This window comes from Rhodococcus globerulus (assembly GCF_019334125.1).
GTDB classification, from domain to species: domain Bacteria; phylum Actinomycetota; class Actinomycetes; order Mycobacteriales; family Mycobacteriaceae; genus Rhodococcus_F; species Rhodococcus_F globerula.
In genome coordinates, this window is the sequence record NZ_CP079698.1 from 1,443,104 (window position 1) to 1,459,262 (window position 16,159).

The following is a 16,159-nucleotide window of genomic DNA, read 5'->3' on the forward strand; positions in this document are numbered from 1 at the left end:
TACTGAATGGGAGTGCCGCGCTGACGCTTCTGTGATCCTCGTTACCTTCCGGACGACAACGACGTCGGACAGAAGGAGCAGGATGCCCGGACGGCTAGCTGGAAAAGTTGCCTTCATCACCGGCGCAGCGCGAGGCCAGGGACGCAGTCACGCGCTCCGGCTCGCCGAAGAAGGCGCCGACATCATCGCCCTCGATCTCGCAGACGGCATCGATACGGTCACTCGGTTCTACCCTCCCGCCACGCCGGACGACCTCGCCGAAACAGTTCGCGGAGTCGAGAAGATCGGCCGTCGCATCCACGCCGGGATTGCCGACGTACGCGACTTCGACTCGGTGCGCACGCTTCTCGACCGCGGAGTCGCGGAACTCGGCCGCGTCGACATCGTGGTCGCAAACGCCGGGATCTTCATCAGTGGCGAACCGGCACACCGGATTACCGAAGACGAGTGGGACGACGTACTCGACGTCAACCTCAAGGGCGTGTGGCACACCTGCAAAGCCGCAGTACCGCACCTGATCGAGCAGGGTGACGGAGGGTCGATCGTCATCACCAGCTCGACAGCCGGAATCAAAGGCACACGCAACGCCGGCGCCTACGCCGCCAGCAAGCATGCGGTCGTCGGCCTGATGCGAACGCTCGTCAGCGAACTCGGCGAACACGGCATCCGCGCGAACACCGTCCACCCGGGCGCAACCGATACCGACATGATCATGAACGATCGCTGCTTCAACCTCTTCCTGCCCGGCACCCGGAACCCGACCAAGGAACAGGTGGCACCGCTCTTCACGGGAACCAACGCCTTGCCTGTCCCCTGGGCCGATCCGATCGACGTCTCCAATGCGGTCCTGTTCCTGGCTTCTGACGAGGCGCGCTACGTCACTGGCACCGAACTGAAGGTCGACGCCGGCTTCACCACCCGCTGATTTCACGGAAAGTGTGTATATGACAACACAATTGGATTCCGCCGAACTCGACACGGTCGCAGTTGCGGCGACGGCAGAACAGTGGCTCTCCGATTTTGCCGACCTCCTCCGCTCCGGAGTGGGTGCTGAGATGGTTCTACACCCCGACGTGTGGTGGCGCGATCTGCTCGCCTTCTCCGGTGACCTACGCAGTCTCAACGGCAGCGCACCGATCGATGCCGTCATCGCGTCCGCATTGGAGCAACGCGTGCACGGCGAACACCTCGACCCGGTTGCCGCACCAGCATTGGTTCCGACACTGTCCGGATCCACGATCCAACTACTGTTCCGGTTCGACAGCGACCTCGGCCACGTACGGGGTGTTGCCAGGCTGATCCTCGACGACGGAACCTGGCGGGCCCGGAATCTCCTCACCGCACTGGATACCCTGGCAGGCCACAAACCGACCACCGGCGAGCATCGACCGGACGGCACGGGGGATCATCCGGAGTACTGGTCGGCACGGCGCAGCCGCGAAGTCGAGTGCCACGACGCCGATCCGGATGTTCTCGTAATCGGTGCCGGCCACTCGGGCCTGGCATTGGCCGCTCAACTCGGCGTGCTCGGAGTCAGGACTCTTCTGATCGACCGCGGTGATCGAGTCGGCGACAACTGGCGCGGGCGCTACGACTCACTGGTGCTACACGACGCAGTCTGGTCGAATCATCTTCCGCTCATGCCATTCCCATCGTCCTGGCCGGTTTTCACGCCCAAGGACAAGATGGGCGACTGGCTCGAAATATATTCACGTGCGATGGATCTGAACGTGTGGACGCGATCGGAGATTGTGGAATCCACATTCGATCCAGGCGAGCGGCGCTGGACCGTCGTCGTCGATCGTGACGGCACACGGCGCACACTTCGTCCGCACCACGTGGTTCTCGCGACAGGTCTCAGCGGTACCGAACCTGTCCTTCCAGAATTTGCGGGCGCCGAGGATTTTGCCGGCGAACTGCTGCATTCGAGCCGGTATCGCACCGAACCGGCACGCAAGGGAACCCGCACCGTGGTGATCGGAACCGGCAACAGCGGCCACGACATCGCGCAGGATCTCTACGAATCGGGTGCGCAGGTGACACTGATCCAGCGTGGGCCCACCCATGTGGTGAGCGGGCATACCCTGTCTGATCGAGGCCGGATGCGCTACGGCGAACACACTTCCACGGACGTGGCAGATCTGCTCGACGCGTCGTCGGCACGCCTCGATCCACAATTTCTTGAAGCTCTGAAGTACGGTTCCGCCGCAATGGCCGAGGACGACCGCGAGCTGCTCGACGCTCTCGCTGCCAAGGGATTCGCGCTCGCCGACGGAGTGGACGGCACCGGAGTGATGATGCTGTTCTTGACCCGCAACGGCGGTTACTACATCGACGTCGGCGCCTCCCCGCTTATCGCTGACGGCAGCATCGCATTGGTATCGGGTCCGACCGTCGAGCGACTCGTCCCGGACGGGCTGATCATGTCGGACGGCACCCACGTCCCGGCCGACACGATCGTGTGCGCCACCGGGTTCCGTGGCATTCTCGACACCGCACGACGCGTCCTCGGTGATGCCGTCGCCGACGCCTGCGGTCCGGTCTGGGATCTGGACGACGAGGGCGAGCTTCAGTCGGTGTGGCGGGCGTCCGGGCACGACCGGTTCTGGATCCACGGTGGGAACTTCATGCTGGTGCGTAACTACAGCAAGTACCTCGCGCTGCAGATCATGGCCGACCTGACGGGCGTCGAATTACCAACGCTGACCTGACGATCAGATGTCGCCCGGCCAGATGTCGAACGGCGTCCCCGCGGGGACGCCGTTCGAGGCGGAAACCACCCCAACTCTGCCCGGCCTGAGAACGGCTGCGCGCTAACCGCATACAGCCGCCTTCTCTGGGTATACACAGGCATGACGGTTCCTGTGACTGCACAATCACAACTGCAGGTGCTCGTGGTGACCACTCTCGTACTCAGTGCTGTATTCCTCGCCGTCGCCGGAATTCTCGAAGGTGATTTCGGTACGGCCGTCTGGGTTGCGGTGGTTCTGCCCCTGCTATTCGATTGGCGGATCACCGTGCGAGGCAAGCCCTCTGCGATCCGTCCCGACTCTCCCCGTTGGCAGGTGGCCAAGCTGGTCTATGTCCTCGCTCTCGGGGTGTCGGGTACGGCAATCCTGGCATTCGACGACCGCGCCTTCGCCCGCATCGCGGGTTTACTCCTGATTGTCACGACTTTGTGTTACTTCGCGGCGTTCTACGATGCGCGCAGGCTCAGGCCGCAGACTGCCTGATCACAGTTCCCTTTGACAACTTCCGTTCCGCAATGGACGGTAATGGGTAGCTGGATACGAACAATCAGGACACCGACCACCGTGAAATACCGTTGTGAGGAGCAGAAGTTCATGCCAGAGCCGCGAAGAGCCGAACATACCGATTACGTCGCCGCGAATCCCATTTTCTCCAGACCTGGAGAAGATTCGGTTGCCTCGAAATACACTCTCGAACCTGATGGCATGCTCCCCGAAACTGCCTATCAAATCGTCCACGACGAAACGATGTTGGACGGCAATGCCCGTTTGAATCTCGCGACGTTTGTCGGCACGTGGATGGACGACCACGCCACGCGCTTGTATTCAGAGTCGTTCGACAAGAACATGATCGACAAGGACGAGTACCCGCAGACGGCCGCGATCGAAACATACTGCTGGCGGATGCTCGCCGACCTGTGGAACGCACCGTCTCCGAAAGACGCGATCGGTACGTCGACCATCGGCTCGTCGGAAGCCTGCATGCTGGGCGGACTCGCTCTCAAGCGTCGCTGGCAGCACGCCAGGCGCGCTGCAGGCAAACCGGTGGACCGCCCGAACATGGTGATGAGTTCAGCCGTGCAGGTGTGCTGGGAAAAGTTCTGCAACTACTGGGACATCGAAGCGCGATACGTCCCCATCAGCGAAGAACATCGCACACTCGACGGGCACGATCTCGAGAAGTACGTCGACGAGAACACCATCGGTGTCGTCGCAATCATGGGTGTCACCTACACCGGCATGTACGAACCCGTCCTCGAGATATCCAACGCGCTCGACGCAATCCAGAAGAAGACCGGACTCGACATCCCGATCCACGTCGACGGAGCGTCCGGCGCCATGATCGCACCGTTCCTCCAACCGGAAATCGAATGGGACTTCCGGCTCCCCCGAGTTCATTCCATCAACACGTCGGCACACAAGTACGGCCTCGTGTATCCGGGGCTTGGCTGGGTGGTGTGGCGCTCGGAGGACCTGCTCCCCGAGGATCTGGTGTTCAAAGTCAGCTATCTCGGCGGCAGTATGCCGACCTTTGCACTCAACTTCTCGCGCCCCGGCGCCCAGGTGATCTTGCAGTTCTACATGTTCTTGCGGCTAGGCCACGACGGTTACCGTTCCATCCAGCAGTCCTCGCAGGACGTCGCAAAGTTCCTCGCCGAAGGAATCGGCAAGCTCGACGCCTTCGAACTCTGGAACGACGGCAGCGATATTCCGGTGTTCGCGTGGCGCCTGAAGGCCGGGCACACCGAGAATTGGACGCTGTACGACCTGTCGGATCGACTACGCGCCAAGGGCTGGCTGGTGCCGGCCTATCCCATGCCGGACAACCTCACCGACCTCACCGTGCAACGCATTGTCGTGCGTAACGGTCTGAGCATGGACTTGGCTGCCAACCTGTTGGGTGTCATCGAAGAGGAAACCGCGTTCCTCGACGAACTGTCCAGCCCGATGCCCAAGCCTCGTGTCACCGAGGGATTCCACCACTGAGCGAACCTGAGCAAACAAAAGCGGCCGCCGAACCCGTGAGAGTTCGGCGGCCGCTTTGTCAGCTAGCTGAAAATCAAGCAGCGCAAGCCGGGGTGGTCAGCTGAGCGAAGCTGACGATCTGGCAAGCGGTGGTCTTGGACAGTGCCCACTCGCCGTCCAGGTTCACGAAGACAGCGTTCATGCCGCCGGCAAGGGGCTGGCCGTTGATAACGATGGCGAGCGGTGCGGTAGCCGTGTCGCTGCCCGAATCGGTGACGGGGTCGACAACCTCGACCTGTGCGCCGGCAGCCTTGGCAGCCGCGGCGACCTGGTTGATCAGCTCGGGATCGGCGTCTGCGCCCTCGACGAACTTGACCTTCTCCGAGGACGGAACGCTCTCGTCGAGTGCCGTAGCGATCTTGGCGTTGAGCTCAGCAGCAGTCGGGAGCGCAACGTCAATCTCGACCGTGGTGGTCGTAGCCTTCGCGGAGGTGGTGGTCTTGGTGGGCTCGGCCTCTTCGGAACTGCAGGCAGTCATCGTCAGGGCCGCTGCAATCGCGACGGCTGCGACGGTCATGTTACGAAGCTTCAACTTCTCAGTCCTATCCATTCCGGTTTTCACAAACGAGCGTTGTCAGCACTGACGTGCATCGCTCGCGGTCCGCCACAACATTACCCAACGGTAAGCCGAAAAAGTCTAAGGGTGTCCTTAGAGAAGGCTGTCGAGTGCATCCGCCACCTGAAGCGACGCATCGTCGTCGGTGAAGGTTTTAGCGATTCCTGTTCCTGTGGAACGGGTTTCGAAGCGAACCGTCACGACACCATGACCGGCGCCCTGCACCCAACCATGTCCGAATTCGGGATGGCTCACATCCAGACCGGGATGCCAGTATCGTTCCGGAACCCGCGCAGGAATGGGACTCTCGTCGAGATCCTCCGCGAGAGTGTCCATCGGATATCCCGGCACATCCTGATCCAACTCCGGAAACAGCGATCCCTGACGCACTGTGGAGAGCCCGGCAAATCCCACCCCCACCAACCGGATCGGCCCCAATTCCACCGGATCGATCACCTGCTTCTGCGCGGTGGCAATCAGGATCGCCCGGTCGAGGGTGGCATATGGCAACGTCACCGACCTGGTCAGCACACTCATGTCGGATTTCTTCAGCTTGAGCACGACCGTGCGCGCCGCGCGGCCGTCCTTCTCCAACCGTGAGAACGCCGCCCCACCGCTGTTCTCCACCGCCGCACGCAACTGCCCCAACGTGACGATGTCGCTCGCGAACGTCGATTCCGCACTGATCTGCTTGGAGTCCGCGCGCTCGGCCACGGGACGATCGTCGATACCCTGCGCCAGACGATGCAAGCCAGGGCCTACCGTCGTACCGAGGATGGACGCGACCTCCGATATCGGAGTGCGCGCAAACCCCCCGATAGTCACGATCCCCAACCGTTTGAGCTTCTCCTCAGCCACCGGGCCGATTCCCCACAGCTTGCGAACCGGAAGGGAATCGAGGAGCTCGTGTTGCTGACCCGGCGGCACCACCGCCACACCGTTCGGCTTCGCCAGCCCCGACGCAATCTTGGCGACCTGTTTGCCCGCACCCGCGCCGATGGACGCAACCATCCCGGTCTCTGCCAGCACCAAAGCCCGCAGTTCTTCACAGAACGCCCGCACCTCGTCCGCACCGGCCCCTGCCAACTCGGCCGGTTCGCCAAACGCTTCGTCCACCGACAGCTGTTCGAGCACCGGCATGCGCAGACGCAACGCCTCGAACGCCCCTTTACTCAGTACCGAATACAGCGACATGCGCGGCGGTAGGACCACTGCCCCGCCGCCCACCAAGCGCCTTGCCTGATGCATTGGCATAGCGGACCGGGCACCGAAAGCGCGAGCCTCGTAACTTGCGCCGGCAACCACGCCCCTGCCACCGAGACCGCCCACCATGACGGGACGTCCGCGCAACGTCGGCCGGGTCAATTGCTCAGCGGAGGCGAAAAAGGCATCCATATCGAGATGAAGCACCCACCGGCGGCTTCGTGTGGGATCACCCTGGTTCATCGGCGGTAACAGTTCTCGATCTCGGCGAGCAATGGATTACTTCTGGACCTTCGGTTTGGCCTTCTTCGGTGGCTTCTTCTTGGGCAGTGGAAGCGCGTCGGCGGTTCGCTGAATGAATGCGTGCAGCCGATCCACGTCGTGAAACCGCTCCTCTGGAACCCGGTAATACTCCTTTGCGCCCGGGTACGGCGGCGCAAGGTCTGCGTCCGATCCGAACTCCGCACTGATCTCTGTCGGCTTGACGTACAGAACGTCACCGCAGATCAAGCCAACGACCTTCTCGTCGCAGTACAAGCCATACTCACCGAACATAGCCCGCGCACGGACATCGAGCGGCTCCAACTGCTCGAGAATGCGTGCCACGGTGTCCTTGCTCGCGCTCATGAGAGCAAACTACTCCGGTGCTCCGACATATTTCGGGGCACCGGAGTAGTTGTCAGCTACTAGACCTTCGTGATCGCGGCGCGAATACCGTCGCCGAGATCGACGGCACCGTCCCCGGCCTCGCCGATCGTGAACGACGTGGCCAGAACCTCACCGGCAATCAAGTCGCGATGACGATCTGCCCAGTCCTTGCGATCCTCGGGCACCTCGAGCACAACGTTGATGCGATCCGAGACATCGAGTCCCGCGGCGCGGCGCGCATCCTGCAATTGGCGGATCCGGTCCTTGGCCCACCCCTCGGCCTCGAGCTCTTCCGTCACGACGGAATCGAGCACGACAAGACCTGCACCATTGGGAAGCGCTGCAGTCGAATCAGGCTCGGCTGCAACCAGTTTCTGCGTGTATTCCTCGGGCAAGAGCTCGATGCCGGCGGCAACCACTACACCGTCCGCATTCTCGGTCCAGTCGCCGGCTTTGACGGCCTTGATGACGGTCTGAACAGACTTACCCAGACGCGGACCTGCAGCACGCGCGTTGACCGCGATCTCGAACCGACCGTGAACGTCGACGTCCTCGGTCAGGTCGACCTTCTTGACGTTGACCTCATCGGCGATCAGGCCGAGGAACGGACGCAGACGCTCGGCGTCCGGCGCTGCGACCGTAACCTCGGGCAGCGGCAGACGGACACGCAGGTTCTGCGCCTTACGCAAGCTCAACACTGTCGAGCACACCGTGCGCACGTCGTCCATGGCGGCAACGAGTTCCGGATCGCCAGGCAACTCGGACTCCGTCGGCCAATCGGCGAGATGTACCGAGCGTTCCCCGGTCAATCCACGCCAGATCACTTCGGACACCAACGGCAGCAAAGGCGCAGCCAGACGCGTCACAACCTCTAGCACAGTGTGCAGAGTGTCGATGGCATCACGATCTTCGTCCCAGAAGCGTGAACGCGACCGTCGCACATACCAATTGGTGAGTGCATCACAGAACAACCGGAGCTCGTCACAAGCTCCCGCGATGTCGTTCGCCTCGAGGGCATCGGTGATGACGTCCCTCGTGCCCGCCAGCTTCGCGAGGATGTACTTGTCGAGGATGTTCTCCGAATCCGTGCGCCACACACCACATTCCGGCGCATACAGCTGCAGGAAGCTCCAGGCATTCCACAGTGGAAGCAAAGCCTGACGCACACCTTCGCGGATGCCCTGCTCCGTCACGACCAGGTTGCCACCGCGCAGGATGGGCGAGGACATGAGGAACCAGCGCATGGCATCACTGCCGTCGCGGTCGAACACCTCCTTGACATCCGGGTAGTTACCCTTGGACTTACTCATCTTGAGCCCGTCGTCACCGAGAACGATGCCGTGTGCTGCAACGGTTTTGAAAGCGGGACGATCGAACAGAGCCGTCGCGAGAACGTGCAGGGTGTAGAACCAGCCACGGGTCTGACCGTTGTACTCGACGATGAAGTCACCCGGGTAGTGGCTCTCGAACCAGTCGCGGTTCTCGAAAGGGTAGTGCACCTGGGCGTACGGCATCGAACCGGACTCGAACCAGCAGTCCAGAACCTCGGGAACTCGACGCATCATCGACTTGCCGGTCGGGTCGTCCGGGTTCGGACGCACCAGATCGTCGATCATCGGACGGTGCAGGTCGGTCGGGCGCACACCGAAGTCTGCCTCCAACTGATCCAGGGAACCGTAGACGTCGGTACGCGGGTACTGCGGATCATCGGAGACCCACACCGGAATGGGGCTGCCCCAGTAGCGGTTTCGGCTGATGTTCCAGTCGCGAGCGCCTTCGAGCCACTTGCCGAACTGACCGTCGCGGATGTGCTCGGGAACCCAGGTGATGTCCTGGTTGAGTTCGACCATGCGGTCACGGAACTTGGTGACGGCCACGAACCACGACGGAACCGCCATGTAGATGAGCGGCTGACCACTGCGCCAGCTGTGCGGGTACGAGTGCTCGATCGTCTCGTGCCGCAACAGGTTTCCGGCAGCCTTGAGATCTTTGATGATAACGGGGTTGGCGTCGAACACCATCAGACCCTCGTACGGCGGCACCATCGACGTGAACTTTCCACCGGGGTCGAGCGGCTGAACGACCTCGATGCCGTTGGCGGTCGCAACATCCATATCCTCTTCACCGAAAGCCGGTGCGAGGTGGACGATTCCGGTACCCGAATCGGTGGTGACGTAATCGGCCGACAACACGACATGGGCGTTCGGGTGCCCGACGAAGAAGTCGAACGGCGGTGTGTACGACAGGCCGACCAGGTCGCTACCCTTGTGCCGCGAAACGACCTCGGGGTCGTCCCCCAACTCACGGGCGTAGTGAGCAACTCGAGCTTCGGCGAGCACGTAGCGCTTGCTGTCCTGACCGAGAACCTGGACATAGTCGATGTCGGGATGAACAGCCAAAGCGAGGTTGGACGGCAGCGTCCACGGCGTTGTGGTCCAGATGACGGCATTGGCACCATCGAGCGGTGAGCCCGACGCCACCAGCGGCATCTCGACGGTGACCGCCGGATCCTGACGCATCTTGTACGCGTCGTCGAGACGAGTTTCCTGGTTGGACAGCGGTGTCTGCTCGTACCAGCTGTACGGGAGAACGCGGAAGCCCTGGTAGATCAGGCCCTTCTCGTGCAGCTCCTTGAATGCCCACATGACCGACTCCATGAAGTCGAGGTCCAGGGTCTTGTAGTCGTTGTCGAAGTCGACCCAGCGAGCCTGCCGGGTGACGTACTCACGCCACTCGTCGGTGTACTTGAGCACCGACGCCTTGCAGTACTCGTTGAACTTCGCAAGTCCCATGACGTCGATCTCGGACTTGTCCTTGATGCCGAGTTGCTTCTCGGCCTCGAGCTCTGCGGGCAGGCCGTGGCAATCCCAACCGAACCGGCGCTCCACCTTGCGTCCGCGCATTGTCTGGAAGCGGGGCACCAAGTCCTTGACATACCCCGTCAAAAGGTGACCGTAGTGCGGCAAGCCGTTGGCAAACGGAGGGCCGTCGTAGAAGACGAACTCCTCGTTGCCGTCACGATTGTCGACCGATGCCCGGAACGTGTCGTCGTCGGCCCACTCTTTCAGAACCTTCTGTTCCAGGGCCGGAAATTTGACTCCGGTGTCGGCGGGGACGCCGTAATCGACTTTGGGATACCCGTTATTCGCCACTGCGATCTCCTCGTGCCTGTACTACTCGGCACGGGGACGATACGTGCGCATCTGCGTACGTACCGCGGTACCACCCCGCTTGCACCACGTGAATCCGGCAAAAAACTCTGCCAGGCCTTCCGTGTTGCCACTCTTCGCGAGCTGTGACGGGCTCACCCGTTCGGTTCTACTGAGTGCCTGACAGGCCCGAGCCTGGCTGAACACCGTTCTTCCGAAGGCTCCCCGGTGATTGCCGGTTCATCGCCTGTAATTCGTGAATAGCCTGTTCTTGACGAACAGTCTAATGCTCGCCGTTTTCGTTTGCCGACCCACCGTGGTTTCCCGGAAAATCCGTGTTGTCCGGTGTGTCGACGTCGGCGGTTGTATCCGGCTCGTCCAACGGCAGAACCGCCCTCTTACCGGTCAGCGCACTGACCAGCAGGAGGACGGCACCCGCCAAACAAATTGCAATACACGCCCACGCCCAGATAATCGACCCGGTGGTCAGCGCGATAATCAGGAAAGCAAATCCTGCCGCCGCGAGTCCTATCGTCACGACCAGCACGTGTCAACCTCTACCCGATGTCGGCGCTGACCTGGCGAGTATCCCTCGGTCAGCTGTTTCCCTTTGCGAACGACGGACTGCTGAAGGACTCCTGCCCACCGTCGACCGGAACCGCAGAACCACGCTGTTCGAGCTCTTCGAGCTGCGATTCCAGGTAGGACTTGAGGCGCACCCGGTATTCGCGCTCGAACGTCTTGAGCTGCTCGATGCGGCCCTCGAGGACGGATCGCTGCTGGTTGATGGTCGCCATGATCTCGGTGTGCTTCTTCTCGGCGTCTGCCTTGAGAGCATCGGCCTTCTCCTGAGCCTGGCGAAGCTGGGTCTCCGAGCGGGTCTGCGCATCGGTGAGCATTGCTTCCGACTTGTTGCGAGCGTCCGCGATCATGCCGTCAGCCTTGCTGCGAGCCTCGCTCATCAGCTGCTCGGAGTTGGTGCGGGCACTTCCGAGCAGCTGCTCGGACTCTGCCTTGGCATCGCCGGTGAGGCGATCTGCCATCTCCTGAGCCAGGCCGAGAACCTTGGCTGCCTGCATGTGGGTGTCGCCGCTCTGCGGAGCCTGTGCGGCAGCAGCCACGGGAACCGGTGCCACGACGGGAGCGGGCTTGGGAGCCTCGACCACGCGAGCCGGTTCTGGCTTGGGCTGGGCTACCGGGGCACCTGCATTGGCAGCCGGTGCCGGCGCCTTCTTTGCAGCAGCAAGTTCCTGATCCAGCTCGCTTACTCGCTGTTGCAGATCTGCATTTTCCTCGATGAGCTGCGAGAGCGCCTGCTCGACGAGATCAAGAAATGCGTCGACCTCGTCTTCGTTGTAGCCACGCTTGCCGATAGGCGGCTTGCTGAACGCAACGTTGTGCACGTCAGCTGGAGTCAGTTGCGGCATGGAAGGATCCCTTCACGCGTCATTTGGCGGTCAAGCAAGCATTCAGTTACAGCACGGTGTGCGTAGCAGCTAACCACTACGCGAGTTATGGGTTCCATTCTGGCACACCCCACTCAATTACCGGGCCGAGCCGACAACCGACATCAGGATGATGACGATGAAAAGCAAGACCATGATGGATAGATCCAAGCGAACCCCACCCAGGTTGATCGGGGGGATCAACCTACGGAGAAGCTTCACCGGCGGATCGGTGATCGTAAAAACGGTTTCGAGAATGATGGCGACCACTCCCGACGGACGCCAGTCTCTGGCGAACGAACGAACGAACTCGACAATCACTCTGCCGATCAGCAAAAGCCAAAACACAACCAGCACGAGGTAGATCACATCGAAAAGCGCGTTCACACCCTCACTCTGCCTGACTTCTGCGTCGCGTCCAAAACAGACACTCGCCATCCGAGGCCGGATTACGAGGCTGCGAACTCACCGAGCCGAGACCGTGAACACCCCTGCCATGCGACCCCTGCACAGGCCCCAGCGCAACAGAATGTCCAGCATTTCGGCTGTTCAAGGAGCTATCTACGATCGAGAGCATCATTTCTGACTGTAGAAGCCCGTCTCCGCGATACGACGACGCTCCTCGGCGGAAACATCGATGTCGGCCGGTGAGAGAAGAAACACTTTGGTGGCGACCTTGTCGAACGAGCCGCGCAGCGCAAATGCGAGACCGGCGGCGAAGTCGACCAGTCGCTTCGCGTCGGCGTTGCTCATGTCGACCAAATCCATGATGACCGGCGTGCCGTCGCGGAAGCGCTCGCCGATCGTGCGGGCCTCGGCGTAGCTCTGCGGACGCAGAGTCGTGATCTTGGCCAACGGGCCGCCGTCGTCGACTGCGGGCGCGCGGCGAACTTCAGGGCGCTCGGCGCGGGCGTCAACTGCAAGATTGCCCCGGCTGGTGGGACGAGGCGCCATCGACGGGCGGGGTGCACGCGAGGCAACGGTGTCCATTCTCGGACGTGATTCGTAGCGATCGAACTCGGCTTCTTCCTCATCCCGACGGCTGGGCGCGTAGCCAGCCTTCGAGAAAGCCGGCTCGGCAAACTCGCGGTCATCACGTTCGGCATAGCCGTCATGGCTACGGCGAGGTGCGCGACGAGCCTGATCGGGTTCTTCTACGTACTCGTCCTCGTAGTCGTCGAGGGGAACCATGCCGAAATATGCCTTGAACTTGTGCAGGTTGCTCATTGATCGACCTTCCTTGGCGCGGCGGATTGTCTCCGACTGCGGCCGGTCGCGGTGTGGACGGGTTGGGCGATCACCAGAGCGATCATTTCGAGATTACTGGTCGTGAGCCGAGCAGTGCGGTTCCGACACGCACGCAAGTCGATCCGTGGCGAACCGCAGCCTCGAGATCTCCGGTCATTCCGGCCGACAACTCGACCGCATGCGGATGCGACTCGAGGACGGTCCGATGGACCTCGTGCAGGCGAGCAAACTGCTCGTCGGCGTCCGAACCCAGCGGCGGAACGGCCATCAGCCCGGCCAGTTCCAGACCGTCGGCCGTCGCGATCCGCGCGGCGAGTGCCGGTAACTCGTCGAGCGCGATGCCGCCACGCGTCGGATCGGCGTCGAGGCTCACCTGAATCAGAACTCGCAACGGTGCAGCGCGATCACCGGCGGAGAGGGCATCGAGCGCGGCCCGATCGAGAGCGTCCGCGAGCCGCGCACTGTCGACCGAGTGAATCGCGTAGGCCCACTTCGCGACCGAACGTGCCTTGTTTCGCTGCAACTGACCGATCATGTGCCACCGAACAGGATCCGCCCCGTCGATTGCACCACCGGCGGCCGCTGCGGCGAATTCCGCAACCTTGGCTATCGCTTCCTGCTCGCGCGACTCACCGAACTCGCGGCAACCCAATTCATACAGAATTCGCGCATCCGACGCGGGGAAGAACTTGGTAACCGGGAGAAGCGTCACGGCAGAAGCCGGACGCCCTGCCGCGGCGCACGCCGCAGTGAGGCGGGACCGCACCGAATCGAGTGCCGCCGAGATCTCGGCCACGCGTCCAGAATTGTCGGCGTTCATGCAATCGGCCTAGTTGTCTTCCACAGCGACGATCGGATCCATCCAGATCACCGCAGCCTGACGCCCGGTGAGGGAATCGCGGCGGTGACTGAACAGTGCGCGGTCCTCGATCGTGCAACGAGGATCCTCGGCGACACCCGTAACACCGGCATCAAGGAGTTGTTTGCGGATTCCGGCCCGCAGATCCAGACCGGGAGTGCCCTTCGCGGTACGAGTTGCACTGCCAGGCAGATGCTTCTCGACGTCGGCACGCATCTCGGCAGGCACTTCGTACTGCCGGCCACTGGCTGCCGGACCGAGGAAGGCGCCGATCCGAGAGACGTCAGCGCCTTGGCGAACCATCTCGGCCAGAACCCGCGGCACGATTCCGAGGCGCGCACCGATCCGGCCGGCATGCACGGCGGCGATGACGCCGGCCTGCTCGTCGGACAGCAGCACCGGAACGCAGTCGGCACTGAGCGTGGCCAGTGCCAACCCGGGGACAGTAGTGACCAAGGCGTCGGTCACCTCGATGACCTCGTCCGTCGGCTCGGTAACGACGGTTACGTTGCGCGAGTGGATTTGTTCCATCCAGACAAGATGATTCGGCTCGACTCCGATTTCGCGTGCGAGGCGTCGACGGTTTGCGTCGACGGCTTCGGCGTTGTCGCCGACGTGATCACCGAGATTGAACGAGTCGTACGGCGCTTCCGAAACACCGCCAGCGCGACTGGTCACGACACGGCGGACTCGGAAATTGGCGGTCGAGTTCTCGGTACTCAAAATTTTGTGCTCACAAACGTCGAATGTTCACTGCTGCACGGGACATGATCCCGAGGCAGCTTCCGGACAGAGATAAGGGATCAATCAAGAACAGGGTACCCAGAAAATCTGGATACCCTGCTCTCGAAAGCGTGCGCGGCGCTCTACTCAGCGACGCATGAAGACGGGAACGTCGACGTCGTCATCGCCGTCGTCCTCCTGTGGCGCAACATGGCGCGGCGGAGCAATCGGCGGCAGCGAGCCCGAACCAATCGGCTCGCGCGCAACCGGAACCTGCTGCTCCACAGGCGGTTCCGCAGCTACCGGTGAACGTCCGACCTCGCCGGCGCGCCCTGCTCCGATAGCTCCTCGGCCGGGTGCCGCGGACTCGACGGGGCGACGCGCAGGCGCTCCCCCGTCGAAACCGGCAGCGATGACCGTCACACGAACTTCGTCTCCGAGTGAATCGTCGATCACCGTTCCGAAGATGATGTTGGCATCGATGTGCGCGGCTTCCTGCACGAGGGAAGCCGCTTCGTTGATCTCGAACAGACCAAGATCGCTGCCACCGGCGATCGACAGCAGAACGCCGCGGGCGCCTTCCATCGACGCCTCGAGAAGCGGTGAGTTGATAGCGGACTCAGCAGCTTTGATCGCCCGACCTTCGCCGCGCGAAGAGCCGATGCCCATGAGTGCACTACCGGCACCGGACATGACGCCCTTCACATCCGCGAAGTCGACGTTGATCAGTCCGGGAGTGGTGATCAGGTCGGTAATGCCCTGAACGCCGTTGAGCAGAACCTCGTCGGCGCTACGGAATGCGTCCATCAAACTGACAGCCGCGTCCCCGAGCTGAAGGAGCCGATCGTTGGGGATGACGATGAGCGTGTCACACGACTCACGCAACGCCTGGATGCCCGTGTCGGCCTGGCCACCACGACGCTTGCCTTCGAAGGAGAACGGCCGGGTTACGACACCAACGGTGAGGGCGCCCAACTTCCGGGCGATGCTGGCGACGACAGGGGCACCACCGGTTCCGGTTCCACCACCCTCACCGGCGGTCACGAACACCATGTCAGCGCCCTTGATGACCTCTTCGATTTCGTCCTTGTGATCCTCGGCGGCCTTGCGGCCGACCTCGGGATCTGCACCGGCGCCGAGGCCTCGGGTCAGTTCACGACCGACATCGAGTTTGACGTCGGCGTCGCTCATCAGGAGGGCTTGCGCGTCCGTGTTGACCGCGATGAACTCGACTCCCTTGAGTCCTTGTTCGATCATGCGGTTGACTGCGTTCACGCCGCCGCCGCCGATGCCGACGACCTTGATTACGGCGAGGTAGTTGTGCGGGGGCGTCATCGGCTCTCGCCTTCCGTGTCGTATTACGCGCTGTTGTCTATTGCTGGGTAAAGCAGGTACTGAGTAAAGCGGGTGAATCTCAACTCTCAACCTCAACCACAGGGTTAGAGTTATGTCAAGTATTCGATCTGAAACCAAACGCTATGCATCGACATCACGATCCGCCATTAGGCGCGCCGAAACTTCGGTAAGTATTTGACGTGAGTTCGCACATTCCG

15 protein-coding genes are annotated in these 16,159 nt (G+C 62.0%); 4 read left to right on the top strand and 11 right to left on the bottom strand.

The annotated features are described in order from the left end of the window. Positions 1-82 precede the first annotated feature (82 nt). The 4 genes from KYT97_RS06400 to gad all read left to right on the top strand — a co-directional run bounded on the left by KYT97_RS06400 (position 83) and on the right by gad (position 4,736). Entirely contained in the window at positions 83-925 is an 843-nt protein-coding gene (locus KYT97_RS06400; protein WP_095886496.1) for a mycofactocin-coupled SDR family oxidoreductase, read from the top strand. A gap of 19 nt (positions 926-944) precedes the next feature. Further along, complete coding sequence (locus KYT97_RS06405) at positions 945-2,711, top strand: flavin-containing monooxygenase (protein ID WP_219111944.1); 1,767 nt, start codon at positions 945-947, stop codon at positions 2,709-2,711. 186 nt (positions 2,712-2,897) lie between these two features. Continuing rightward, positions 2,898-3,233, top strand: coding sequence for a hypothetical protein (locus tag KYT97_RS06410; protein ID WP_133637953.1), 336 nt, complete (start codon positions 2,898-2,900; stop codon positions 3,231-3,233). 111 nt (positions 3,234-3,344) lie between these two features. Next, on the top strand, positions 3,345-4,736 hold the full coding sequence (gene gad / locus KYT97_RS06415) for a glutamate decarboxylase (protein WP_033230992.1): 1,392 nt from the start codon (positions 3,345-3,347) through the stop codon (positions 4,734-4,736). Between the two features lie 73 nt (positions 4,737-4,809). Here the strand turns inward: gad and KYT97_RS06420 are convergent, their stop codons facing one another. The 11 genes from KYT97_RS06420 to ftsZ all read right to left on the bottom strand — a co-directional run bounded on the left by KYT97_RS06420 (position 4,810) and on the right by ftsZ (position 15,941). Next, a complete protein-coding gene (locus KYT97_RS06420; RefSeq protein ID WP_095887886.1) occupies positions 4,810-5,307 on the bottom strand; it encodes a WKL family lipoprotein in 498 nt (165 codons plus the stop codon). A 117-nt stretch (positions 5,308-5,424) separates the two neighbouring features. After that, positions 5,425-6,777 (bottom strand): DNA polymerase IV, encoded by a 1,353-nt coding sequence (locus tag KYT97_RS06425; RefSeq protein WP_051730193.1) that lies wholly within the window; start codon positions 6,775-6,777, stop codon positions 5,425-5,427. A 36-nt stretch (positions 6,778-6,813) separates the two neighbouring features. After that, on the bottom strand, positions 6,814-7,161 hold the full coding sequence (locus tag KYT97_RS06430; RefSeq protein ID WP_033230993.1) for a TfoX/Sxy family protein: 348 nt from the start codon (positions 7,159-7,161) through the stop codon (positions 6,814-6,816). 59 nt (positions 7,162-7,220) lie between these two features. After that, positions 7,221-10,334 (bottom strand): isoleucine--tRNA ligase, encoded by a 3,114-nt coding sequence (gene ileS / locus KYT97_RS06435; protein WP_280639073.1) that lies wholly within the window; start codon positions 10,332-10,334, stop codon positions 7,221-7,223. A gap of 280 nt (positions 10,335-10,614) precedes the next feature. Then, on the bottom strand, positions 10,615-10,878 hold the full coding sequence (locus KYT97_RS06440; protein ID WP_033230994.1) for a hypothetical protein: 264 nt from the start codon (positions 10,876-10,878) through the stop codon (positions 10,615-10,617). Positions 10,879-10,927: 49 nt separating this feature from the next. Then, positions 10,928-11,758: a DivIVA-like cell division protein Wag31 gene (gene wag31 / locus KYT97_RS06445; RefSeq protein ID WP_033230995.1), complete on the bottom strand. Its 831-nt coding sequence runs from the start codon at positions 11,756-11,758 to the stop codon at positions 10,928-10,930. Positions 11,759-11,875: 117 nt separating this feature from the next. Beyond that, a complete protein-coding gene (locus KYT97_RS06450) occupies positions 11,876-12,163 on the bottom strand; it encodes a YggT family protein (protein WP_033231443.1) in 288 nt (95 codons plus the stop codon). A gap of 189 nt (positions 12,164-12,352) precedes the next feature. Next, positions 12,353-13,003: a cell division protein SepF gene (locus tag KYT97_RS06455; RefSeq protein WP_045070302.1), complete on the bottom strand. Its 651-nt coding sequence runs from the start codon at positions 13,001-13,003 to the stop codon at positions 12,353-12,355. A gap of 82 nt (positions 13,004-13,085) precedes the next feature. Continuing rightward, positions 13,086-13,844, bottom strand: coding sequence for a YggS family pyridoxal phosphate-dependent enzyme (locus tag KYT97_RS06460; RefSeq protein WP_033230997.1), 759 nt, complete (start codon positions 13,842-13,844; stop codon positions 13,086-13,088). A gap of 9 nt (positions 13,845-13,853) precedes the next feature. Beyond that, a complete protein-coding gene (gene pgeF / locus KYT97_RS06465) occupies positions 13,854-14,609 on the bottom strand; it encodes a peptidoglycan editing factor PgeF (protein WP_033230998.1) in 756 nt (251 codons plus the stop codon). Positions 14,610-14,753: 144 nt separating this feature from the next. Further along, positions 14,754-15,941: a cell division protein FtsZ gene (gene ftsZ, locus KYT97_RS06470; RefSeq protein WP_033230999.1), complete on the bottom strand. Its 1,188-nt coding sequence runs from the start codon at positions 15,939-15,941 to the stop codon at positions 14,754-14,756. Between the last annotated feature and the right edge of the window lie 218 nt (positions 15,942-16,159).

What these genes read in the sequence shown, in the direction of transcription:
- KYT97_RS06455 (WP_045070302.1), bottom strand. Translation starts at nt 13,003, where the DNA reads ATGAGCAACCTGCACAAGTTCAAGGCATATTTCGGCATGGTTCCCCTC.
- wag31 (WP_033230995.1), bottom strand. Translation starts at nt 11,758, where the DNA reads ATGCCGCAACTGACTCCAGCTGACGTGCACAACGTTGCGTTCAGCAAG.
- KYT97_RS06460 (WP_033230997.1), bottom strand. Translation starts at nt 13,844, where the DNA reads ATGAACGCCGACAATTCTGGACGCGTGGCCGAGATCTCGGCGGCACTC.
- KYT97_RS06425 (WP_051730193.1), bottom strand. Translation starts at nt 6,777, where the DNA reads ATGAACCAGGGTGATCCCACACGAAGCCGCCGGTGGGTGCTTCATCTC.
- KYT97_RS06430 (WP_033230993.1), bottom strand. Translation starts at nt 7,161, where the DNA reads ATGAGCGCGAGCAAGGACACCGTGGCACGCATTCTCGAGCAGTTGGAG.
- KYT97_RS06400 (WP_095886496.1), top strand. Translation starts at nt 83, where the DNA reads ATGCCCGGACGGCTAGCTGGAAAAGTTGCCTTCATCACCGGCGCAGCG.
- KYT97_RS06405 (WP_219111944.1), top strand. Translation starts at nt 945, where the DNA reads ATGACAACACAATTGGATTCCGCCGAACTCGACACGGTCGCAGTTGCG.
- ftsZ (WP_033230999.1), bottom strand. Translation starts at nt 15,941, where the DNA reads ATGACGCCCCCGCACAACTACCTCGCCGTAATCAAGGTCGTCGGCATC.
- gad (WP_033230992.1), top strand. Translation starts at nt 3,345, where the DNA reads ATGCCAGAGCCGCGAAGAGCCGAACATACCGATTACGTCGCCGCGAAT.